General features: G+C 38.9%; 18 protein-coding genes. 5 read left to right on the top strand and 13 right to left on the bottom strand.

What is annotated here, in order from left to right:
• Nucleotides 1–220 precede the first annotated feature (220 nt).
• The 7 genes from H5119_RS17630 to H5119_RS17600 form a co-directional block, all read right to left on the bottom strand.
• Nucleotides 221–631, bottom strand: coding sequence for a CBS domain-containing protein (locus H5119_RS17630; RefSeq protein WP_077536620.1), 411 nt, complete (start codon nucleotides 629–631; stop codon nucleotides 221–223).
• Between the two features lie 129 nt (nucleotides 632–760).
• Nucleotides 761–1,474, bottom strand: a complete 714-nt coding sequence (locus tag H5119_RS17625; RefSeq protein ID WP_182703154.1) for a YafY family protein — start codon at nucleotides 1,472–1,474, stop codon at nucleotides 761–763.
• 29 nt (nucleotides 1,475–1,503) lie between these two features.
• The gene (locus H5119_RS17620) at nucleotides 1,504–1,827 is read right to left on the bottom strand and encodes a hypothetical protein (RefSeq protein WP_259399011.1); all 324 of its coding nucleotides are present in this window, start codon (nucleotides 1,825–1,827) and stop codon (nucleotides 1,504–1,506) included.
• A 101-nt stretch (nucleotides 1,828–1,928) separates the two neighbouring features.
• The gene (fre, locus tag H5119_RS17615; protein ID WP_138584226.1) at nucleotides 1,929–2,642 is read right to left on the bottom strand and encodes an NAD(P)H-flavin reductase; all 714 of its coding nucleotides are present in this window, start codon (nucleotides 2,640–2,642) and stop codon (nucleotides 1,929–1,931) included.
• Between the two features lie 109 nt (nucleotides 2,643–2,751).
• Entirely contained in the window at nucleotides 2,752–4,218 is a 1,467-nt protein-coding gene (gene ubiD / locus H5119_RS17610) for a 4-hydroxy-3-polyprenylbenzoate decarboxylase (RefSeq protein ID WP_138584227.1), read from the bottom strand.
• 71 nt (nucleotides 4,219–4,289) lie between these two features.
• Nucleotides 4,290–6,320: a methyl-accepting chemotaxis protein gene (locus H5119_RS17605; protein WP_182703153.1), complete on the bottom strand. Its 2,031-nt coding sequence runs from the start codon at nucleotides 6,318–6,320 to the stop codon at nucleotides 4,290–4,292.
• Between the two features lie 67 nt (nucleotides 6,321–6,387).
• Nucleotides 6,388–6,588 carry an MliC family protein gene (locus tag H5119_RS17600; RefSeq protein ID WP_259399012.1) on the bottom strand — a complete coding sequence of 67 codons (201 nt, stop codon included), beginning with the start codon at nucleotides 6,586–6,588 and terminating at the stop codon, nucleotides 6,388–6,390.
• A 227-nt stretch (nucleotides 6,589–6,815) separates the two neighbouring features.
• On the opposite strand from H5119_RS17600, the gene H5119_RS17595 reads away from it, so the two are divergent.
• Nucleotides 6,816–7,721, top strand: a complete 906-nt coding sequence (locus H5119_RS17595) for a DUF808 domain-containing protein (RefSeq protein WP_182703152.1) — start codon at nucleotides 6,816–6,818, stop codon at nucleotides 7,719–7,721.
• Between the two features lie 44 nt (nucleotides 7,722–7,765).
• Here H5119_RS17595 and H5119_RS17590 read toward each other — a convergent pair whose 3' ends face one another.
• The 3 genes from H5119_RS17590 to H5119_RS17580 all read right to left on the bottom strand — a co-directional run bounded on the left by H5119_RS17590 (nucleotide 7,766) and on the right by H5119_RS17580 (nucleotide 12,460).
• Nucleotides 7,766–8,707 carry a tetratricopeptide repeat protein gene (locus H5119_RS17590; RefSeq protein WP_182703151.1) on the bottom strand — a complete coding sequence of 314 codons (942 nt, stop codon included), beginning with the start codon at nucleotides 8,705–8,707 and terminating at the stop codon, nucleotides 7,766–7,768.
• A 106-nt stretch (nucleotides 8,708–8,813) separates the two neighbouring features.
• Nucleotides 8,814–10,214, bottom strand: a complete 1,401-nt coding sequence (locus H5119_RS17585) for a M20/M25/M40 family metallo-hydrolase (protein WP_182703150.1) — start codon at nucleotides 10,212–10,214, stop codon at nucleotides 8,814–8,816.
• Nucleotides 10,215–10,393: 179 nt separating this feature from the next.
• Complete coding sequence (locus H5119_RS17580; RefSeq protein ID WP_182703149.1) at nucleotides 10,394–12,460, bottom strand: TonB-dependent siderophore receptor; 2,067 nt, start codon at nucleotides 12,458–12,460, stop codon at nucleotides 10,394–10,396.
• A gap of 192 nt (nucleotides 12,461–12,652) precedes the next feature.
• Here H5119_RS17580 and dbpA point away from each other — a divergent pair, with 192 nt between their 5' ends.
• The gene (dbpA, locus tag H5119_RS17575; RefSeq protein ID WP_182703148.1) at nucleotides 12,653–14,041 is read left to right on the top strand and encodes an ATP-dependent RNA helicase DbpA; all 1,389 of its coding nucleotides are present in this window, start codon (nucleotides 12,653–12,655) and stop codon (nucleotides 14,039–14,041) included.
• Between the two features lie 19 nt (nucleotides 14,042–14,060).
• Here dbpA and H5119_RS17570 read toward each other — a convergent pair whose 3' ends face one another.
• On the bottom strand, nucleotides 14,061–14,633 hold the full coding sequence (locus H5119_RS17570; protein WP_077536629.1) for a DNA-J related domain-containing protein: 573 nt from the start codon (nucleotides 14,631–14,633) through the stop codon (nucleotides 14,061–14,063).
• A 76-nt stretch (nucleotides 14,634–14,709) separates the two neighbouring features.
• Here H5119_RS17570 and H5119_RS17565 point away from each other — a divergent pair, with 76 nt between their 5' ends.
• Nucleotides 14,710–17,520: an ATP-binding protein gene (locus H5119_RS17565; protein WP_182703147.1), complete on the top strand. Its 2,811-nt coding sequence runs from the start codon at nucleotides 14,710–14,712 to the stop codon at nucleotides 17,518–17,520.
• A gap of 162 nt (nucleotides 17,521–17,682) precedes the next feature.
• Here H5119_RS17565 and rho read toward each other — a convergent pair whose 3' ends face one another.
• Together rho and trxA are read right to left on the bottom strand one after the other, a co-directional pair.
• Nucleotides 17,683–18,942 carry a transcription termination factor Rho gene (gene rho, locus H5119_RS17560; RefSeq protein WP_011326839.1) on the bottom strand — a complete coding sequence of 420 codons (1,260 nt, stop codon included), beginning with the start codon at nucleotides 18,940–18,942 and terminating at the stop codon, nucleotides 17,683–17,685.
• A 188-nt stretch (nucleotides 18,943–19,130) separates the two neighbouring features.
• On the bottom strand, nucleotides 19,131–19,457 hold the full coding sequence (trxA, locus tag H5119_RS17555; RefSeq protein ID WP_002960942.1) for a thioredoxin TrxA: 327 nt from the start codon (nucleotides 19,455–19,457) through the stop codon (nucleotides 19,131–19,133).
• Nucleotides 19,458–19,548: 91 nt separating this feature from the next.
• Between trxA and rhlB the strand changes: the two genes are divergently transcribed.
• Together rhlB and gppA are read left to right on the top strand one after the other, a co-directional pair.
• Nucleotides 19,549–20,826 (top strand): ATP-dependent RNA helicase RhlB, encoded by a 1,278-nt coding sequence (gene rhlB, locus H5119_RS17550; protein WP_077536631.1) that lies wholly within the window; start codon nucleotides 19,549–19,551, stop codon nucleotides 20,824–20,826.
• A 43-nt stretch (nucleotides 20,827–20,869) separates the two neighbouring features.
• On the top strand, nucleotides 20,870–22,363 hold the full coding sequence (gppA, locus tag H5119_RS17545) for a guanosine-5'-triphosphate,3'-diphosphate diphosphatase (protein WP_182703146.1): 1,494 nt from the start codon (nucleotides 20,870–20,872) through the stop codon (nucleotides 22,361–22,363).
• Nucleotides 22,364–22,585 lie beyond the last annotated feature (222 nt).

Raw genomic sequence — 22,585 nt, 5'->3', positions numbered from 1 at the left:
GCGATTAAATCGCGGCGCGAGGTTTGTAACCTAGTGGGCTAAGTAAAAACCGAGCAACAAAGAGTTAATCGTCCCTAGAAAGAACCCAAAGGGCAGCGCATGTTTGGCATTTATGCTGCGTTATCAACTATTTATGGGGAGTAACCACACTACATAGGCTCTGCCTTGCTTAAAAACCAAACATACTGCTGCAAATTCAACCACCAAAGAACAACGCGCCCTAGTGTGTTTGGCAACTTATGTAGTTATCGTAAAGCGCTTTAAGTACATCTGCTCGGCTGATCATGCCGATTACTTTAATGCCATCTACAACAGGGTAGTTTTTTGGTTTACCAGGCTGCATTTGCTCTGCAAGCTCAATAATATTGGTGTCGCCGCTAACAGTAACTACTTCTGTTTGCATAAGCTGTGAAACTTTAACCATACCATCACAAAAATAGCTGCTTTGTGTCAGTGGCTTTAAAAGCTCTTGCTCAGAAATAAACCCTACTAGGCATTTATCTTTATCAAACACTGGTGCACCAAGCAGTTTAAATTTTTGTAGTTCTGCTATGGCTGTTGTCATTTCTGTATCCGGTGTTATGTTTGGCAGTTTACGCTGCATAAAATCTTTTACTTGTGTATTTAGCATTTGGGTCTCTCCCGCTGATGTTCTACACAAAGTATGGTTTATAGATAGGAATTTAGGAAATTGTTTATATTGATGAGTGTGATAGGAAGAAACAATCAGCCTGCTAATTAGCGGGCTGGGTCATGGTAATTACTGATGGCATTGATCATCTGATTTAGTTTGGTATTTTGCTTTAACTAACTCAATATAATGCGCGAGGTTTTTCTGTGGATTTGTATCAAAAGTGTTAGTTAATGAAACAATACTTTGAATGCGATCTAAACGGAACTCTCGATAATCACTGCGTAACTGACAATAGGCAATGAGCGTCCATTTTGCCCCCCAATATACGAGACCGAGAGGGTCTGTAATACGATGGCTTGGCTGCTGGTTTACATCAAGATAATGAAATTCAATACAGGTTTTATTGGTAATGGCTTTGCGAAGTTGCAAGGTGATTTTTTGATGGGCTTTATCATGGCTAAATGTAGGTACTAAATAAGGTAATTCTTCGACTTGTTGCTTTAGTTTTTCAGGTAATACGGCATTTATTTTAGTAATTGCAGCTTGAGCACTTGCCGCTAGCTGTGGATCAGTCCATGCACTGACCATTTTGCTTCCCAATAATAGTGCTTGTAGCTCCTCAAGGGTAAACATCATCGGCGGTAGGTCGTAATCGGCAATCAGATAACCAGTACCGGCTTCACCTTCAACCGGTACGCCCGAACTCTGTAAATGCTGGATATCACGGTAAATTGTTCGTTGAGATATCTTTAATTTATTAGCAAGCTCGTTTGCAGTAATCGCAAAGCGGCGACTTTTTAGTATATTTACCAGTTGAAATAGCCGCTCTGATTTATGCATTGGTTATCCTTATTTCAAAAAATAAAGTGTTAACTTTGTTGGCAAGCCGTTTGGCTAAGCACTTCAAAACGATCCAACTTTATCGATTCTTTTGCAATTAGAGAGGTGTATAGTTGGCAAATAGTATTATTAAAAAATGTATCACGAAGTTTTTTTGCATCAGCAACTGTAGCAAAATAAATGATACTGCTATATTGCTGGGTATCGGCTTGTTTAGCAAGGGAGCGGTAAAGTACGCCTGATTGGTTATCAATATAATGCTGAAAATCATTATTAGCGATGTGAAACTGCGCTAAGTTTGTATCAGTATTTAATTTGAAATTTACAACTTCTATTAAATTTGTGGTCATCATAGTTCTCCTTGTTTAAGAAGAGCTAAGTAAATCATAGCGGGCTGTCAGGGAGTGTCAGTAATCAACTTAATGATAAAACTAAGTTGATTACTATTGTTAAACTATTTTATAAATGCAAATGCATCGGCGTACATGTTTTCGCGGATTGCACCGTGAGCAATGAAGTCATCACGGACGATACCTATCATATCAAAGCGCCCAGCCATGTATATATCGTATGGTGCAAGGGATACGATATCTTGCATTACTGCTTTATGTACATAGCCGGTATGACCTTGCCAATTAGCTGACGGGTTTTCTACCACAGGAATAAACTCAAAGTTTTTGTGGCTATCGGCCCACGTTTGCATTTCTGCGTGTGCGTATAATGCAGACTCTTCTTTTGCACCCCAGTAAAACAGCACAGGGCGGTCGCATTTAATTTCGGCTAAGTGATCAGCCATTGATTTGGCGTATGAAAAACCAGTACCGCCAGCAAGCAAAATAATAGGACGCTTACATTGCAGGCGTAATTGCGAAATACCAAGTCCAGCTTCTATATCTACTAACTGCTCGTTGCTATGCGCATTTCGTAAATGCTCTAGCGATTGCATTGCATACGAATCGGCACCAGATGCGCCAATATGCAGTTCTATTTCGTCACATTGCGAAGGGCGGCTAGCAATAGAAAATGCACGCTTATCTTTTTCGCCCAATACCAGTTGCATGTATTGGCCAGCTTCAAAAGTCACAGGTTGTTGTGGCTTTAAAATTACTTTATGAACAAATTCTGTAAGTGGGCTGATAGCTACAACTTCAGCTTTTAATGTTTGCATTTTTTACCTTTTAGCAGCGCTTTTAACAGCAGATACGCAATCGAATGACTCGATTCTAGCATATCTGCAGGGTTATTTTATAGCCTGTTATGTACTTACATATAAACACTTAAACAATATTAAGGCTTTCCCAAATATCATCTACGCGGTCTTTGGTCTCTTTATCCATAACAATAGGCTCGCCCCATTCGCGAGTGGTTTCGCCAGGCCATTTATTGGTAGCATCCATTCCCATTTTTGAACCTAGGCCAGAGACCGGCGATGCAAAGTCGAGGTAATCGATTGGTGTGTTTTCTATTAATGTAGTGTCGCGAGCAGGATCCATTCGGGTTGTTATGGCCCAGATAACATCCTCCCAATCACGAGCATTAATATCGTCATCGCACACAATGACAAACTTGGTATACATAAACTGACGTAAAAACGACCAAACTCCCATCATCACGCGCTTAGCATGACCTGGGTATTGTTTTTTCATTGTTACAATTGCCATGCGGTATGAGCACCCTTCAGGCGGAAGGTAAAAATCAACGATTTCAGGAAATTGCTTTTGTAATATCGGCACAAATACTTCATTGAGTGCGACACCTAAAATAGCAGGTTCATCAGGCGGACGGCCAGTGAAGGTACTGTGATAAATAGGGTTTTTACGATGCGTTAAGTGAGTTACCGTCATAACTGGAAAGTCATCTACTTCATTATAGTAACCAGTATGATCGCCATAAGGGCCTTCAGGCGCCATTTCTCCAGGCATAATGTAACCTTCAAGTACGATTTCTGCACTAGCAGGGACTTGTAAGTCATTTGAAATAGATTTAACCACTTCGGTTCTGCTGCCACGCAATAAACCGGCAAATGCGTATTCACTCAGCGTGTCAGGCACTGGGGTGACTGCGCCTAGTATAGTGGCCGGATCGGCTCCGAGTGCCACCGATACAGGGTAAGGTTGCCCTGGATTTTCTTTGCACCATTCTTGAAAATCAAGTGCTCCACCACGATGCGACAACCAACGCATAATTATTTTATTTTTTCCTAATAATTGCTGGCGATAAATACCTAAATTTTGGCGTTTTTTATAGGGTCCTTTAGTAACTGTAAGACCCCAAGTAATTAATGGTGCTGCATCACCTGGCCAGCAATGCTGAATAGGCAATTTAGTTAAATCTACATCATCACCTTCTAAAATTACTTGTTGGCAAGGTGCTTTTTTTACTTCTTTTGCAGGCATATTAAGCACTTGCTTAAATATAGGTATAGCGCCCAGTGCTTCTTTAATACCTTTTGGCGGTTCAGGCTCTTTTAGAAAAGCGAGTAATTTACCTACTTCACGTAGCTCGCTAACCTCTGTTTGGCCCATTCCCATTGCTACGCGTTTTGGTGTACCAAATAAGTTGGTAAGCACCGGCATATCGTAGCCTTTTGGGTTTTCGAATAATAACGCAGGGCCTTTAGCACGTAATGTGCGATCAGATATTTCAGTCATTTCAAGATACGGGTCGATTTCTTGGGTGATGCGTTTAAGTTCGCCTTTTTTTTCAAGCAAATCGATAAAATCACGTAGATCTTTATATTTCATTGTGGGCCGCTATTAAGCAAAAGAGTTAAAGTATTATACCCATTTCATGCAAGGCAAGTCATTACTTGCACTTAAAACTTAAAGCGCTCTACGGCACTTGTTAAGGAGTGTGCAAGTTGATTTACGTCTTCACTTTCGCTTGCTAGGGTTGTTGCGTTGTTGGCATTTAAGGTGGCTTGCTCTGTTACCTTTGCCATTATTTTTTGAATATCGTTACTATTAGTCAATTGTTCATGCGAGGCGTTTGCAATTTGCTCACTCATTTGATTAACCGATAGTAATGTACTCTTGATACGCTCCACGGCCTGGTTTAGTTCAGTACTGTTTTCAACACATTGTTTAGCCTGTTGTTGACCATCGTTAATTTCACTTTGTGTTGTTTTAGTATGTTGTTGTAATGTTTGGATCATGGTATTTATTTCGCTCGTTGAGCTTTGTGTACGCGCAGCTAGTGATCGAACTTCATCAGCGACAACTGCAAATCCTCGTCCGTTTTCACCAGCTCTTGCTGCTTCTATTGCAGCATTGAGCGCAAGTAAGTTTGTTTGCTCAGCAATACTACTAATTGTCTCGACAATGGCACCAATGAGATCGGTAAATTCAGCAAGCTCTTCTGTGCTACTAACTGCTTTATCTAAACGGCTCAATAGTGCCTCAATACTCAGGCTATTTTGATTTGCAATTTGGTTTACGTCATTAGCAAACTGTGAGGCGTTAGTTATTTCACTTGATGTGTTATCGGCTTGTTCATAAACCGCTTGTGAGTTGGTTAACATGTTTTGTGCAAGGGCGGTGGCTTGTGCGCTACGTTCTAATTGTTGCTGTGCAACTATGGTCATTTGTTGGCCTTTTTCACTGGTTTGAATGGCCGATTTATCCAGTTCATGCGCATCGTTACTAATAGCTTTTATTAAATGACTTAAGTCATCACTAAGCTTATTTATATTGTTAAACAAAGTACCAAATTCATCTTTACTACGGGGATGGCTGCGTTTAGAAAAATCTCCTGAGGCAATACGTGTTAAGTCACGATTTACTTTTTTAAGAGGTTTAAGCATCGCGTTGGTTGTAAAAATAGAAATTATAATTAGCAAAGCAATGAGTATTAGGGCTGTGATGATGACTGATTTTGACCCCACACTAATCGCTGACTTAGCATTATCTTGAAGAAGATTAAAGCGTTCATCGGCAAGCTCATTTAGTTTAAGCAGCTGGTTCTCAATATTTATAAACTCCTGCTGAAAACGTTCAAAGCTTTGTTGTGCTGCAGTTTTGTTTTCGAGTGTTTTATTTTGTTCGGTGTAAATACCGCTTGATCCATTTAATAAGGTTCTTAAATCTTTAAACTGAGTGATTAGCTGGGCGACATTTAGATCATTTATAAAAGGTGTGCTCTGTTGCTCTAAATAATTAAAGTTAGGCTCAATATTATCTAGTAAAAAAGAGGTATCTTGCTGGAGGTTGTTTAGCTCGTCAGTGCTGGTTGTTTGTGTAATGTTTTTAATGTTGTTACTTAAGTTAAATAGTAAATCATCAATACGCGTTGCTGTGCCAAACATAGAATTAAGTAGGGGTTGTTGCTTTTCAGGAACGGTTAATAGCTCTATATCAAGTAAGTTATTACTCAAGTTACTTAGTTGCTCGCCAAACTTTTTAATGAGTGTTGCTGTGGTACTTTGTGCTTTAAAGCGTTGCTCTTTGGCAGTAAACATTGCTGCACTTATTGCATTTAACTTATTAAAGTTACCAGTTGTTGTAGCCAGCAGAGTTTGCATGCTTTGCTGCTGCACTAGTTGAGGTTTAAGCGTATTTAGCATTACTAAAAATTGTTTTTGTTCTGCGAGCGCTTGAGTTTTATTTAGTAATAGTAAGTCAGGTTTAGTTTGACTATAAGCGAGAGCATTAAACTTGGTAATTGAAAGGAGCGATAATCTTAAATCTTTACTTACTTGCTGCGTAGGAACTGCGAGGGTTTCTATTCGCAAAGTAGTTGTACTAATTTGATTTAACGACCAGTAAAAAAACAAACTACTGGTCAGCATTAATAGCCCAATGGCAGAAAAGGCTAAGATTATTTTATGTTTTATGGCAATAGAACGCATAACTTCATCAGCAAAATTAAGACTTTATTTAGTGTAGCAGTATTTTTAATAGGTTGTTAGTTCGCCACTAATTAATGCTCCACTGGTGCTTTTTCCCTGCAATTATCAACATTGCATTATTTTCTTTACCCCAAAATAATACATCTTCGTTTATATATTCATTGCCTGAAGCGCTTTTTTCATAGTCGAGAGAGTGTGTTTGATGATTAAAAGTGAGTTTTGCTTTTTCATCGTTGATAGGCTTGATAACGATGTGTTTGCATCGCAAGAATAGAGTGTACTTAGTTGTTTGTCACTGCATGCAATTAAGCTAAGCAAACTTATTACAAATGCTAAGTGCAGTTTCATTTTTACCTCCTGTGATTTTTAAAATAAACGCCTTTAACTGGTCTCCCCCTAAATTCTAATAAGGGAATAACAAAATAAAATTAACCGTTGGTGAAAGCAGCGCTTTACGCTATGTTTACAGCAATATTTTTTGAGCTAGGAAGCTGTATGGCTGGCACTAATCTTTTAACATTACTAGATGATATTACAACCTTACTCGATGACATTGCGACTATGAGTAAAGTGGCAACTAAAAAAACGGCTGGTGTATTGGGCGATGATCTAGCACTTAATGCACAGCAAGTTACAGGTGTTGCCGCTGAGCGTGAGTTACCGGTTGTTTGGGCTGTGGCGAAGGGCTCATTTTTGAATAAAGCGATACTCGTTCCAGCTGCACTACTAATCAGTGTGTGGTTACCGTGGTTAATAACGCCGCTTTTAATCATTGGCGGCTTATTTTTGTGTTTTGAAGGAGCCGAAAAAGTATTTGCTAAGTTTTTACCTCATCATGATGAAGCAGTAGATGAAGATGAAAAATTAGATTTAGTTGAGTATGAAAAACAAAAAGTAAAAGGCGCAATTAGAACTGACTTTATTCTTTCTGCTGAAATTATTGTTATTACACTTGGTACAGTGGCTGGTGCGACATTAATAAATCAAGCATTAGTGCTATGCGTGATTGCGATTGTAATGACTATTGGTGTGTATGGTTTAGTTGCAGGTATTGTTAAATTGGATGATGCAGGGCTTTATTTACTCAACCAATCTAAGGTGAAAGCTAATAAATTTAAAGAGTTACTAGGTAAAGGTTTGCTCGCTGCCGCACCTAGGCTAATGCAGTTTTTAGCGTTTGCTGGCACAGTTGCGATGTTTTTAGTGGGTGGCGGTATTTTGGTGCACGGTATTAAAGTATTGCATCATACACAGTTGGATGTAACAAGCTATGCTCAATCGGTCGCTGGCGGCACAGGAGAAATATTAGCGCCACTAATATTTGATGGTTTGCTAGGTGTTGCTGCTGGTTTAGTTGTTGTGCTTATGCATGTAGCTTACACAAAGCTATTTAAAAAATAATTTATAGCTGGCGTATTTGCTGCGCCAGCTATATTGAAATTCACTCATTCACAGTTAGCTACTTTACAAAGAGATTCTAATTCAAATTGTGCTTTGGTATTTTTCTGTTCAATTGCTTTCTTATACCAATAAATAGCCTGCTGATAGCTTTGATCAGTTCCTTGTCCATCGCGATACATTTGCGCTAAATTCAATTGTCCCCACTGAGAGCCTGATTCAGCAGCGAGTTTAAAGCTATCAAGTGCTTCGTTAAATAATCCATCTTTAAAATAAATAATGCCTTGTTGATTGTTTTTATCGAGCTTTAAGCCCTTATATAGTGGCTTAGGTTTAGGAGGATGCATCACAAACCCACCATAAAGGATGTTGGCATAAGGGCGCAGCACGTCGTAAATAGCTTCGTCGTTGTAAAGGCGTGCTACTTCATCACGAGGGAGAGTGATTGTTTTAGTGGAAAAGTAATTGTCTTGAATTAGTTGGCTAGTTCGCATTGCCAAAGTAATACTATTATTACGTTTATAGCTGTAGTTGCTTATCTGAAAGGTAATAAATTGTTCGTCAAAATTTAAAACTTGAGCGATTTTTAAGTTGGTTAGGGTCCAGGGCTCGTGTGTAAATTTGTCGGCGTGTACTAAGTAGGTATCATATATTTTAGGCGTATTTAAATAGCTTTTCTTTTGAGTCTCGCTATTAAGGTGCTGTTGATAAAAAAATAAAACAATCCAAAGTAATAAAAATACACCAATAAAGTATTTAGGTAGGCTGATCTTTTCTATTAACGGTAGTTGCGTTATTTTAACTGGTTCGCTTTTTCCGCATTGATAGCACTCACGTTTATAACTCAATTTTAAGGTAAGCATAGGTAAAATAATAAAGCGTAGGTAGCGGCTTTTATTCACTAAATGGTAGGTATCGCTTTGACAGTCGGGGCAGCGTATTGGTTGTGTAAAATGTGGAAATGATTCGCTGGTATTGAAAAGCAACATAAAGCACGCTCCTTGTTTAATTACCTAAAGGTAAAACAAGAAGCGTGTTAGTTAAAGCTACAAACTGTAAGTAAGTATGTCTGTTACTATTTAACCAGAGTTCAGGTTATTTATTTTGAGCTTTAGGCTTAATCGTTGTTTTAGCATCGGCAGCCATTAAAGCAAATACAGCGTATGCAGCGGTATTTTGACGAAGCTTAGCGGGTGTTACTTTATCCAAAGTATCGTCAGCTGTATGGTGGTAGTCAAAGTAATCTGTTCCATCTTGAGCAAGTTCAAAAATAGGGGCTGACGTTGCATTTTTAAGAGGGATTAAATCAGGTCCGCCTTTTGCTTCATTTTGACCAATGTGTTCAATATTTAATGGCGCAAGTTCTTTTGCTATAGCACGTACTACTGGTAATGACTCTGCGCTTACATTCGATTCAAAACCATAGACTACATCGGCACCAAAATCAGACTCAGCGGCCGCAACTATATTGTTTAGCTCATCCTTGTGCTGTGCAAAGTAAGCTTTAGCACCCCAAAGGCCGAGTTCTTCAGCGGCAAAAAGCACCACGCGAATACTACGTTTAGTGCGTTTTACATCGCTAATATGCTTAGCGGCTGCCATCGTTAATGCAACGCCTGCACCATCATCTAATGCGCCAGTGCCTAAGTCCCACGAATCTAAATGCCCGCCAATTAACACATATTGCTCGGGATTTTCGGTACCATTAAATTGGCCAATAACGTTATAACCAGTGCCTTCGCCAAGGTTTTCAGTTTGCACATTAATGTTAACGGTTACATCTTTATTTAATGCAACTAATCGCGCGATTTGATCAGCATCTGGGTTGGCAATTGTTACGTTAGGTATTTTAGTAACACCTTCTTTGTAATAGCTACCACCGGTGTGTGCAAAGCGATGGTGACCGGTACTAACTGAGCGCATCATGTAGGCAACCGCGCCTTTTTTTGATGCCTCTATGGCGCCAGTTGCACGTGCTTTTACAGCCGGTCCGTATCCATTACCATCAATATGGCGATTCATTCGGTAATTAATATACGCTATTTTACCCTTTAAACTGTTTGCTGGGGCTGCGATCAACTCATCAAGGGTTTCAAATAATATAACTTCAGCAGTAATACCGTCTTTTGGGGTGCTTATACTGTTACCCAATGCAGTTAAGTGCAGTGGTTGCTCACTTGGTGTTAGTATTTTTCCGTTTTCGCTATAACGGCGCCATTCAGGGAAAGTTGCTTCTTCTAGCCATATCTTATCAAAACCCAGTTCATTAAATTTTTCTTGTGCCCATGCAACGGCTTTTTTATCATTTTCTGTACCAGGAAGGCGTGGGCCTATCTCAGTGGTAAGAGATTCCAGTAATTGATAGCTTAAGTCACTGTTGAGCGCTGAGTTGCGTACTTCGTCTACTTGTTGTAGTTGTTTTTGGGTAAATTCGGCGCTGTTAGCGTTTGCAGCCATACTGCTGGTGAGCAGTAGTGCAGTAATCAATTTTTTCATCTTGGTGGGCCTTTTTAATAATTAACACTATTAGAGCATGTAATAAACACGATAAAAAATAGATGAGATGAATAGACTTTGTTATAGGTTTAATAAGGATATATATAAAAAGTTTAGATATAAAAAAGCCCGCGTAATTTAGGCGGGCTATATTTTAAAACTATATTTTAAGCGTTTAATTAAAAGCTAAATTGCGCAGCCAAACGAAGATTTGTACCTTCTCCAACAGTTACGTTATTAGTACCGCCACCACCTAGATAGTTTTTATCAAATAAGTTTTTAACGTTTAAACGTAGGTTGATATCAGTATTGTTTATATTAAATTTGTAAGTTGCACCAATATCAACGCGGGTATACGCGTCCTTAGTAATGGTGTTATTACTATTAGCAAAACGTTCGCCTTCATAAAAAGCACCGGCATTAAATGCAATGGCGTCGTTTAACTCATAGCGAGTCCAAAGAGATGCAGACCATTTTGGTGTATCTGTTGGACGTGCGTTGCCTTGAACATATTCAGCATCAATGTACATTGTTGATGCCATGACAAATAAACGATCAGTGGCTGCGCCTTGTGCACCTAGTTCAAAACCTTTGTGGCGTTGCTCACCGGCCTGTGTTGTAATTGTTTCAATATTACCTGCTGGATTATCTAACTGCTCAGTGATCAAGGTGCCTGTTTTGCTAATGTCGAAAAGTGCACTGCTAAGCATTAAGCGATCATCAAATAATTGCCATTTAATGCCTATTTCTTTTTGCTCAGAAGTAACAGCATCAAGTTTCATACCGTTATTAGCATCATTTTCATTGATTAAGGTATCACTACTTTGTGGTTCAAAGCCTTCAGAATAACTACCATATATAGTTGCTGAAGCATTCGGGTGGTATAACACGCCAAACTTAGGCACGAATGACTCATTGTCTGCGCCTTCTTTATTTTGTTTGTCAAATCGACCACCGACAGATACTTGCCACTCTGGTGTGAATGTCATCAAATCTTGAAAATAAACGCCATAGAAGTCATATTTAGATTCTCGTTTGGTTGTATCCGTTGTGTAACTCACGTCTGGGCGAGCTGGCTCAATTTGGCCTGCAGAGTAGGTAATAGAGTCACTAGAAGTGCGTAATTGACCATAGTAATAATCAAGCGAATTTGCACCAATCAATAGTTGGTGTTGGACGCCTGCGGTTTCAAATTCACCGATAAAGTCAATAAATGCAGTGGTAAACTGCCAGTCATCAAAACGATCATAAGGGCGAGATTCATAGCTATCACCTTCAGTAAAAGAAGACGGTTTACGAGGTGCTGATTCAAAACGTTGGCGTTCAAACGTTTGTTCGTTATAGCCAAGCTTTACTTGCCAGTTATTGGTTAAAAATACTTCTAGGTCTACACCTAGGTTTTCTACCGTTATATCGGTAAATGCCCAAGACATATCGCGAATTGTTTTGTCATCGCCAATTACGTTAGCATTTTCATCAATCCAAGCGCCAGTATCTAACCCTGCTTTATCATCTGTGCGGTCATAATGCACACGTACTAATGCGTTGTCGCTAATATCGTAATCTACAACTAATGCACCTAAAAAGCGGTCGCGTTCACGGTTTTCATCGTTTTGGTACTCACGCCAGTAGTCAACGTCTTGCTTTACTAAAATCCCGCGAGCACGTAAATCTTCAGATTCAGTCAAGGCTCCTGCAGCATCTACCATAAAGCGAGTTGAACCATGCTGATCTACATCGGCACTGGCATTAAATAATGTTTGTGCTGTAGGCTTTTTAGTTACCATATTTACCAAGCCACCTGGGCCTGATTGACCATATAAAATGCTTGATGGGCCCTTAATAACCTCTACTTGCTGCAGGATTTCGATTGGTTGTTGGTAGTGTGACCAATGCTGATGCCCGTCGCGTAAATAGCCTGTTGATGAGCTTAACTCAAAGCCACGTAAATTAAATACTTCGCGGTTACGTTGTTGCGAGCCTGCAGTTAAGCTTGCGTCATTGGTAAGCACTTCGCCAAGCGTTGTGGCAAGTTGCTCGTTAACAATAGTATCCGTTATTACAGTGACAGATTGTGCAGTTTCAAGTAATGAGGCTGATGTTCTCATTGCACCATTAGCGTTATCTACTTTGTAGTCATTAAAGTAACTACCTTTTACTTCTATGTGTTCAAGATCGGTAGTGGTTGCAGATACGTTTGTTGTAATGCTTGCCAATAGTGCTATGTAAAGAGGATTCAGTTTCATTTATTGCTTCCAGAGCTGTTATGTAAAAAACAATCGGGATCTTAATGAAAACTACTATCATTTTCAACTACTATTATTAACCTACATTTATAATGTGTTTGCTCATGGTTGCCAATTACGAATTCTGCTATTATTAGCGGCATATTCAGTGGGGTTTTCTCCCATGTTATTTTTATTGCTATGGAATTTATTGTGACTTCAACTGCTTTTTCATCTTTGGCTTTACCAGCTGGACTCGTTGATAACTTATCAACACTTGGCTATGCCCACATGACACCTGTACAAGCGCAAAGTTTGCCGCCTGTACTTGCTGGTAAAGACATCATTGCTCAGGCAAAAACCGGTTCAGGTAAAACTGCTGCGTTTAGCTTGGGTGTATTAGCTAAATTAAACGTAAAACGCTTTCGTATTCAATCTTTAGTGTTGTGTCCGACTCGTGAGCTTGCCGAGCAGGTTGCGGTTGAAATGCGTAAATTAGCACGCGGCATTCATAACATTAAAATATTGACGTTATGTGGAGGCGTTTCAATTGGTCCACAAATAGGCTCACTTGAACATGGCGCACATATTATTGTTGGCACGCCTGGGCGTGTTGATGACCATATTCGTAAAGGTACTTTACGTTTGGATGATGTTGAAACGTTGGTACTTGATGAAGCCGATCAAATGCTTGATATGGGTTTTCAAGACACATTAGATGCGATTATTGAGCGTATTCCTACAAATCGTCAAACATTGTTATTTAGTGCAACATTCCCACGCGCTATTGAAGCAATTGCTAAGCGTGTACTTAAAAATCCAGAAATGGTTAAAGTAGAAGAAGAGCAAGCCAAGAGCACAATTAAGCAGTACTTCTACAAAATGGATAATAATAAGCAGCGTTATCCAACGCTTAAATTATTGCTACTTAAATTTACGCCACAAAGCTGTGTTGTATTTTGTAATACCAAAGTAGAAACACAACAAGTATGTGATGATTTAGCCGACGAGGGTTTTAGCGCAGTTGCGCTGCACGGTGATTTAGAACAACGCGATCGTGAACGTACGTTAATTCACTTTTCAAACAAGAGTGCTTCAATACTTGTTGCCACCGATGTTGCAGCACGTGGTTTAGATATTGATGACATGGATATGGTTATTAACTACCATTTAGCACATGACACGCAAACACATGTACATCGTGTTGGTCGTACTGGTCGCGCTGGTAAAAAGGGCATTGCATGTTCGATTTACGGTGAAGCAGAAGCGTTTAAAATTGCACAAATTGGCGAACATTACGAACGCGATATTACGCCTGAGCAAATGCCGCCGTTTAACTTATTAGACAAACCGCCGTACCGCCCTGAAATGGTTACTTTAATGATAGATTCAGGTAAAAAGCAGAAAGTGCGCGCAGGGGATATTTTAGGTGCTTTAACAGGTAAAGATGGGGTTGCAGGTCGTCAAGTGGGAAAAATTAACGTACTCGATAATGTAGCGTTTGTTGCAGTTGAACGTAACTCATCAAAGCCGGCACTTCGTAAACTAACCGAAGGCAATATTAAAGGGCGTAAAATACGCGCTCGCCGCCTTACTCGCTAGTACATTCTTAAATAGCACATTAACGGGCAGTGTTTTTTAGCTGCTCGTATTCCTCTTTTATTTGTTTAAACTTTATGGCGCAGCCATCGGGCTTATCGGGATGGTGCTTCAATGCCTGTTGTCTCCAGCATTTTTGTAACTCTTTTAATGTGTAGTTGTTTGGTAATTGCCACTTGCTTGTAAGTGCGTGATAATCTTCTTGCGTTAAAGTTGGTCTAGTATATTCTCGTTCAAATTGTCCCCAAAAATCATTTAATAGTGCATCAACTTCTTGTGTTGAAGTGTCATAATTTTGCCAATCTAAATAGTAGTCTCTCAAACTGGTTCTGTGTGAAATTGGGTTTGTTACACTTTTTTCTAAGAGTTCTATATGTAAAGTTGAGATTAACAGAATTTGTGGGAGTAGTTGCTCTTGCAACTGATATAAAGCATTCATGATTAAAAAGTTACGCTTAAATAAATCACGTTGAGGGTTCTCATCCAATGATTTTACTGCACCGCAGTTTATTAGTTCTGATGCTAGAATATGAACTTGCCAGACCTTCTTTGTTAATATTATGTCAAAAATTTTGTCTATCAGTGGGTTAAGCATTGTTTACGCCCTAGTTATTAGTGTATCTTCGATGGATATTACATTGTTATAAGTAACAATTTGAAGGATTGAAACTATGCAAGGCAAGCTTAAATGCCTCTTATTCATTGTATGCAGTTTGCTCTTTGTACCAAGTTATGGTCAACAAGTTACTTCAATCTTAGAGGAATTGAAGGAACAAAAGCAATGGGATGCAAAGCTTCAATTAGGAGATACGCTACTCAATGATCAAAAAGTTACACCGCAAGAACGCGTTGTAGTATATGCAGAGCTTGCCGATACTGCGCTTTCTATTGGTAAATACGGCGATGCGTTGAATTATTTTCAATTACTTGAGCTACAAACATCCGATTCATTTCTCCCTAATGAACACTTTCGTGCAATAAAAATGCAAGGTGTTGCGCTATTTTACCAAGGCTTGTTTCAGCGCGCTATTGCTGAATACGATCGTGCACTTGATATTGCAGAACTAAAAAATAAATTATTAGAACAAGCTAACTTATTAAACAATATAGGGTTAGCTTATTTTGAAATGCACAAATTGGTAATGACCCTTGAATACTATTTAAAAGCAAAAGCGCTCTATGAGGCAGGTGGTAGTGAGCAAGATCAGAGTGATATTTTACTCAACATAGCGGGTGTTTATATGCGCTTATCTCGTTATGAAAATGCAATGAATATCTATCAGGATGTCGTAAAAATATTTCGAAAAATAGGGGATGATCTTGGTATTGCCATCGTTCATAACAATATAGGGGTGGCGTATTTTGAGAGTAATCAGCTAGATTTAGCGCTGCATTATTATCAATTAGCATTGCGTTATTATTTATCTGCTGATGACTTTAATAAGTTAGCTAATCAGTATATTAACCTTGCAAATGTAAATATTGCTTTAAACAAGGTAGACGTAGCGTATGAGCAAGCAAATTTAGCGATAGAGTATGCATTAAAAATTGATAACCATAATTTAGAGCTAAGTGCGCTGCATGCCTTAGCAAAAGTTTTGTTTGTAAAAGGGATGTTAGATGACGCAAAAATTAACATTGAGCGCGTTTTTGAGTTGCTTAAAGAGCATAGTAATGATCGTATTATGCGAGAAGGGCTTGGTACTTATGCTTTAATAGAGGGGGCGCTTGGAAATTACGAAAATGCTATGCAGCAGCACGAAAGGTATAAGATTGAGCAGCGTAAATTAAGAAGTGAGTCCATTATTCAAGCTTTGGCTGTGTTAGAAAAGCAATTTAAGGCTACGCAATTAAACCAAGAAATTAAAGAATTAAAACAAGACCGCAAAGTGCAAGAGCTAAAAATGAATCAACGTTCGCAGTTGACGATATTCATTTTTGTCTTATTATTTTTGGTAGTCGTGACCGGTGTTGCCTTGTATCGACGCGGTTCAGAAAAACGTGCAAAGCAGTATCTTGCTGAGCAGGTTGAGCAGCGGACTTCAGAGCTAAAAGCGGTAGCTCAAGAGTTAAGAGAAGCGAACGATGTTAAAAGTCAATTTTTAGCTAATATTAGCCACGAAATTAGAACGCCATTGACGGCCATCCTAGGCCAAACTGATGACTTGATTAATGGGCTTTATGAGCCTGATCAGCTTCAAGATGAACTAAAAATAATACAGCGTCATAGCGATCATCTAAAAAGCTTAATTAATGATGTGCTCGATTTGAGTAAGATTGAAGCCAATAGATTAGAGTTAAGTATTTCTTGTTTTGATATTGTTCAATTAGTTAGTGATGTGCACACTATGTTTAGCATGCAAGCTAAAGCAAAAGATTTGCACTTAGTTTTAGACAATCAAATAGGGGATGAGTTTTATACCAAACTTGATTTAACCCGTGTGAAGCAAATTCTTATTAATTTGTGTGCAAATGCAATTAAATTTACTCACTCAGGACAGGTAATTGTCGCGTTAAATAAAACAGAGCAAGGGTTAGTACTGAGCGTTAAAGATACAGGGATAGGTATGAGCTCATCACAATTAAAGTTCATATTTGAATGCTTCAGCCAAGCAGATAATAGTATAAGTCGTCGTTTTGGTGGAACAGGTTTGGGTCTTAGCTTATCGCAACAACTTGCTTCCATGATGGGCGGATATATTAGTGTGCAAAGCGAATATAAAAAAGGCAGTCAGTTTTCTTTCTTTTTACCTTGTGTGGAAGCAGATAAAAAATCGAATTTTGTCGAAAATAAAGAACCACTGACTATAGATAAAGCATTAAATGGTCGAGTTTTACTTGCTGAGGATCACTCAGATAACCGTAGATTTATAAGTCGTTATTTACGCTCTTTAGGGCTTGATGTTATTGCAGTAGAAAATGGAGAGCAAGCTGTAGAGCAGTGTTTGCAAGAAGATCCAGACCTTGTATTACTTGATATTCAAATGCCAGTAATGGATGGGCGTGCCGCTTTTCAGTTATTAAAAAAATGTGGTTTTCAACGACCCATTTTTGCCTTGACTGCCAATGCGATGAGTCATGAGGTGGATGAATATTTAGCATTAGGGTTTAGTGGCTACTTAGCCAAGCCTGTAGACAAAAAACTATTTTATAAAGCAATTTCTCAACATTTAGCGTTGATAGAGACACAAGATCAAGTTGATATTGATATGAGTGATTTAGTGGTTAGCTTTAAACAAAGTTTTACTTTAGAAAATGAAACCATAACACAGCATTTCATAAATAAAGATTTAGATGCGCTTCAAAAAGACAGCCACCGAATACTCGGTGCGGCACAAATGTTTGGATTAGATGAAATAGCACATGCAGCTAAAAATCTTGATAGAGCGCTTTTAAAAATGCCCAATAGTCGTAATTTATTGGAAGTTGAAGAACTGGTGTATAGCTTACAAACGGTACTTAAAAAATATAATGAAAGTTAGTTTATAAGGAATACCAATTTTATTAAAAACATGATCATTCTAGTGTATTAAATAGCTCACTAATTTAATGCAATTGGTATAACCTAAAATCAGGTTAAGTATTTATAAAGCACCTTAGATAATAAAAAAGCGCCAATTGGCGCTTTTTTTAGATTTGAATGCTTATTGGCGCTTCATCGAATCAAAAAATTCATCGTTAGTCTTACTCATCGATAATTTATCGATTAGGAATTCCATAGCATCGATTTCTGACATATCATGAACAATCTTACGTAAAATCCAAAGCTTCTGTAGCTCATCTGGTTTAGTAAGTAGCTCTTCACGACGAGTACCTGAGCGGTTAAAGTCAATAGCTGGAAATACACGTCTTTCCGCAATTTTACGGTTAAGATGTAATTCCATATTACCAGTACCTTTAAACTCTTCGTAGATAACTTCATCCATTTTAGAGCCAGTATCAATAAGTGCTGTCGCAATAATTGTTAAACTACCACCTTCTTCAACATTACGTGCTGCGCCAAAGAAACGCTTAGGTTTGTGTAATGCATTGGCATCAACACCACCAGTTAGTACTTTTCCTGATGAAGGAATAACGGTGTTATAAGCACGTGCTAAACGAGTGATTGAATCTAATAAGATAACAACATCTTTTTTATGCTCAACTAAACGTTTTGCCTTTTCGATAACCATTTCGGCAACTTGTACGTGACGAGAAGCTGGCTCATCAAACGTTGATGCAATAACTTCACCTTTAACTAGGCGCTGCATTTCTGTTACTTCTTCCGGACGCTCATCAATTAGTAATACCATTAATGTTGCATCTGGGTGGTTGTGTGTAATTGATTGTGCAATATTTTGTAATAGCATTGTTTTACCCGCTTTTGGCGGTGCTACTAACAAACCACGTTGGCCGCGGCCAATTGGTGAGGCTAAATCAAGTACACGGGCTGTAATATCTTCTTTACTGCCGTTACCACGTTCCATACGAAAGCGTTCGTTTGCATGTAGTGGGGTAAGGTTTTCAAAAAGAATTTTAGTTCGAGAGTTTTCAGGTTTATCAAAGTTAACTTCATTTACTTTAAGTAAAGCAAAGTAACGTTCACCGTCTTTAGGTGGACGAATAAGACCTGATATTGAATCGCCAGTACGCATGCTGAAACGGCGAATTTGGCTAGGTGAAACATAAATGTCATCTGGCCCAGCTAAGTAAGAGGCTTCTGATGATCTTAAGAAACCAAAACCATCTTGTAAAATCTCTAATACACCGCCGCCGAAGATATTTTCTCCGCCTTTGGCATGGGATTTAAGAATGGCAAAAATGATATCTTGCTTTCTTAAGCGGGCTACGTTTTCGAGCCCCATGGACTCAGCTAAGTCTACAAGCTCTTTAATGGACTTGTCTTTTAATTCGCGTAAATGCATATTGGTGGGTTCTTTATTACAGTTGTCATACTCAAAATCGCTTTGATAGTTGAGTGAGGTTTGTTGAATATAACTAAGGATTAGTTGGCTTTATAAACTAGCAGTTCACTGGCAAAGCGTCCAGTCTTTATACAAAATAAATTTAAAAAAAGGGTAAAAAAACCCTTTTTTATAGTTCTAGCTTACAATTAGATGTTGTTTTCTAAAAACTCGATAAGTTGAGTTTTTGAAAGTGCACCTACTTTTGTAGCAGCTACTTGGCCATCTTTAAAAAGAAGCAAAGTAGGGATGCCACGAATACCAAATTTTGGCGGTGTGCCCGCATTTTGGTCAATGTTCAATTTAGCAACAGTCACACGGCTGTCGTATTCATCAGCAACTTCGTGAAGAATAGGGGCGATCATTTTACAAGGTCCACACCATTCAGCCCAGAAATCTACTAGTACTGGTTTGTCTGATTGTAATACGTCAGCTTCAAAGCTATCGTCAGTAATTTGGATTATTTTCTCGCTCATTGCGCTCTCCGATTTAGTTAGGCGAAATATTTAGTGCGTATTTAAACACTCTTGTTTCTTATTGCAAGTTTAAACGTTATGCTTAAACGCTATGACTAAGACACATTTAACCGATAAAAAGTTTTCAGACTTTGCTATCGCACCGGAAGTGGTTGCCGGTTTAACCGAGAATGGGTTTGAATATTGCACACCTATTCAAGCAAAATGCCTACCTTTTATTTGTGATGGACGCGATATCGCGGGCCAAGCTCAAACTGGTACAGGCAAAACGTTGGCGTTTTTAACTGCCACGTGCCATCGGTTATTACAATCTAGCAAAGCACCTAGTAAACATCCAAGAGCCCTGATCATGGCCCCGACTCGGGAGCTTGCGATTCAGATACACAAAGATGCTAAAATTTTAGCGCCGCACTGTAATCTTAACTTAGGTTTAGTATATGGTGGCGAAGATTACGAAAAACAACGTGCACAACTAGAAAAAGGCGTTGATATTTTAATTGGTACTACAGGTCGCCTAATTGATCTGTATAAGCAAGGCTGTTACACCCTTAATGAAATTGAGGTAGTCGTGCTTGACGAAGCTGATCGTATGTTCGATTTAGGCTTTATTAAAGATATTCGCTATATGTTCGATCGTATGCCAGATACATCGAAGCGTTTAAACTTATTATTTTCTGCCACGCTTTCATATCGTGTGCAAGAACTAGCGTTTGAGCATATGACAAACCCAGAGCACGTTCAAATTGAACCTGACGTTAAAACGGGTAAACGTATTCAAGAAGAGCTATTTCATCCTTCGCAAGAAGATAAAATTAAGTTGTTGTTAACCTTAATTGAAGAAGAATGGCCAGAGAAAGCAATCGTGTTTGCAAATACCAAGCACAGCTGTGAAACAGTATATGCGTGGTTAAAGTCTGATGGCCATCGTGTTGGTATGTTAACTGGTGATGTAAATCAGAAAAAACGTCAAAGTATATTAGCGCAGTTCAGTAAAGGCGAATTAGACTTTTTAGTGGCAACTGACGTTGCAGCACGTGGTTTACATATTCCAGAAGTGAGCCATGTATTTAACTTTGATTTGCCTGACGATTGCGAAGATTACGTACACCGTATTGGTCGTACTGGCCGCGCTGGTGCATCTGGGCATGCAATTAGTTTTGCGTGTGAGCAGTATGCATACAATCTTCATGAAATCGAAGAATATATAGAGCACAGCATTCCTTTATCGCATTACGATAAAACAGCATTGTTAGATGATTTAACACAGCCTATTATTCAAAGAAAGCGCAACTATTCAACAGGTCCACGTAACCGCAGTAACAACAGCGGACGTCGTCCAAATAATAGTTACCAAAAAGGACGGTCGTAAGCGACCGTTTGTATAAGTAGTAGTAACTAGAGGTTTTTGAACGGTGGGGCAACTTAAACCGCAAAAAAATGTGTACGCAGTTATTGATTTGGGTTCAAATAGCTTTCATATGCTTATTGCCAAATCAATTGCTGGCGGTCTGCAAACAATTGGCCGTGTAAAACGCAAGGTCAGATTAGCCGCAGGGCTTGATAAAAACAACGTATTAAGTACAGAAGCAATGCAACGAGGGTGGGAATGCCTCACTCTTTTTGCTGAGCGCTTACAAGATATCCCAAATCAAAATGTCACTATTGTGGCAACGGCTACTCTGCGCTTAGCGACTAATGCTGATGTATTCAAAACTCAAGCTGAAAAAATCCTCGGTCATAAAGTTAATGTGATCAGCGGCGAATTAGAAGCTAGAACAATTTATAAAGGTGTTGCTCATACATCTTCTTGTACTGGCAAGCAGCTTGTTATTGATATTGGTGGCGCAAGTACTGAAGTGGTAATAGGTAAAGCCTTTGATGCCCTACATTACACAAGCCTTAATATGGGTTGCGTTACTTATCTTGAGCGTTACTTTAAAGATTGTCAGTTAAGTAATAACAACTTTAATGCAGCTATAAAAGCAGCACGCACTATTATTGATGAAATATCCTCAGAATATAAAGCAGCTGGTTGGAGAATTGCCTCTGGAGCTTCAGGTACAGTACAAGCTATTCAAGAAATTATGATCGCTCAAAATCTTGATGACTTACTTACACTTAAAAAACTTAACAGCATAAAAGAGCAAGCAATTGAATTTAGCACTATTGCAGCGTTGGATCTCCCTGGGTTAAGTGAAGACCGCCGACTGGTCTTTGTATCAGGACTCGCAATCTTAATAGCATTATTTGAATCTCTTGAAATAGAAAAAATGGGACTCGCAGGTGGAGCACTGCGTGAAGGTGTTCTATATAGCATGGTTCCGGAATTCCATAATAACGATATTCGTAAACGCACTGTCGATGGATTTATGAGCCGTTATCATGTCGATCAAAAGCAAGCATGTCGAGTTTCAAGCTTAGCTGTTCAACTAGCTGCAAATATTAATAAAGATTGGCCAGTTGAAAGTTTAAATGGCCTACCACTGTTAAAAGCAGTCGCACAGCTTCATGAGATCGGATTGCTAATAGAGTATAAGCAGTATCATAAACACACGGCTTATATTTTAGAAAATACTGATATGCCGGGTTTCTCACAATCAGAGCATAAGCTGATTGCGGCAGTCGCAGGAGCGCACCGTTCTGATTTTCAAAAAGGTTGCTTTAATTCACTTGGTTCAAATAGCCTATTGGCTCAGTATATTGTTAGGTTACTGCGTATTGCAGTTATTTTATCAATGCGTAGACAAGATGATGTATTACCTAGGTTTGAGTTAAGTGCTAAAAATGAAGTGTTAGACCTTAAGTTTGAAAGTAACTGGTTAAAAGAGCATCCATTAATGGCCAGCGAGCTACAACAAGAGTCTAAACAGCAAGGTAAACTTGGGTGGAAGCTCACAGTAAACTAGTTTAAAGGCCCGCGAGGGTCTTTTTAGTGTTTAAAATGACCGTTTCGATGTAAATATATGCGAACAGCACATTATTTCAAGTTTTCTTCAAAAAAGAGTTGATCTGTTTTCGGATCTCCCTATAATGCGACCCCACTGAGACGGGAAAGGTCAACGCCTAGCGAGACCCAATCAACTCAGGGTGTTAAGTAAAACTTAGTGTTGATAAATATAACGTTTACC

It is taken from the genome of Pseudoalteromonas sp. SG45-5 (genome assembly GCF_014164085.1).
Lineage (GTDB): Bacteria > Pseudomonadota > Gammaproteobacteria > Enterobacterales > Alteromonadaceae > Pseudoalteromonas > Pseudoalteromonas aliena.
This window is presented reverse-complemented; position numbering and strand designations above follow the sequence as displayed.

What these genes read in the sequence shown, in the direction of transcription:
- H5119_RS17605 (WP_182703153.1), bottom strand. Translation starts at nt 6,320, where the DNA reads ATGCGTTCTATTGCCATAAAACATAAAATAATCTTAGCCTTTTCTGCC.
- ubiD (WP_138584227.1), bottom strand. Translation starts at nt 4,218, where the DNA reads ATGAAATATAAAGATCTACGTGATTTTATCGATTTGCTTGAAAAAAAA.
- H5119_RS17630 (WP_077536620.1), bottom strand. Translation starts at nt 631, where the DNA reads ATGCTAAATACACAAGTAAAAGATTTTATGCAGCGTAAACTGCCAAAC.
- H5119_RS17585 (WP_182703150.1), bottom strand. Translation starts at nt 10,214, where the DNA reads ATGAAAAAATTGATTACTGCACTACTGCTCACCAGCAGTATGGCTGCA.
- H5119_RS17620 (WP_259399011.1), bottom strand. Translation starts at nt 1,827, where the DNA reads ATGATGACCACAAATTTAATAGAAGTTGTAAATTTCAAATTAAATACT.
- trxA (WP_002960942.1), bottom strand. Translation starts at nt 19,457, where the DNA reads ATGAGCGAGAAAATAATCCAAATTACTGACGATAGCTTTGAAGCTGAC.
- H5119_RS17590 (WP_182703151.1), bottom strand. Translation starts at nt 8,707, where the DNA reads ATGTTGCTTTTCAATACCAGCGAATCATTTCCACATTTTACACAACCA.
- rhlB (WP_077536631.1), top strand. Translation starts at nt 19,549, where the DNA reads ATGACTAAGACACATTTAACCGATAAAAAGTTTTCAGACTTTGCTATC.
- fre (WP_138584226.1), bottom strand. Translation starts at nt 2,642, where the DNA reads ATGCAAACATTAAAAGCTGAAGTTGTAGCTATCAGCCCACTTACAGAA.
- H5119_RS17565 (WP_182703147.1), top strand. Translation starts at nt 14,710, where the DNA reads ATGCAAGGCAAGCTTAAATGCCTCTTATTCATTGTATGCAGTTTGCTC.
- H5119_RS17580 (WP_182703149.1), bottom strand. Translation starts at nt 12,460, where the DNA reads ATGAAACTGAATCCTCTTTACATAGCACTATTGGCAAGCATTACAACA.
- H5119_RS17625 (WP_182703154.1), bottom strand. Translation starts at nt 1,474, where the DNA reads ATGCATAAATCAGAGCGGCTATTTCAACTGGTAAATATACTAAAAAGT.
- rho (WP_011326839.1), bottom strand. Translation starts at nt 18,942, where the DNA reads ATGCATTTACGCGAATTAAAAGACAAGTCCATTAAAGAGCTTGTAGAC.
- H5119_RS17570 (WP_077536629.1), bottom strand. Translation starts at nt 14,633, where the DNA reads ATGCTTAACCCACTGATAGACAAAATTTTTGACATAATATTAACAAAG.
- H5119_RS17595 (WP_182703152.1), top strand. Translation starts at nt 6,816, where the DNA reads ATGGCTGGCACTAATCTTTTAACATTACTAGATGATATTACAACCTTA.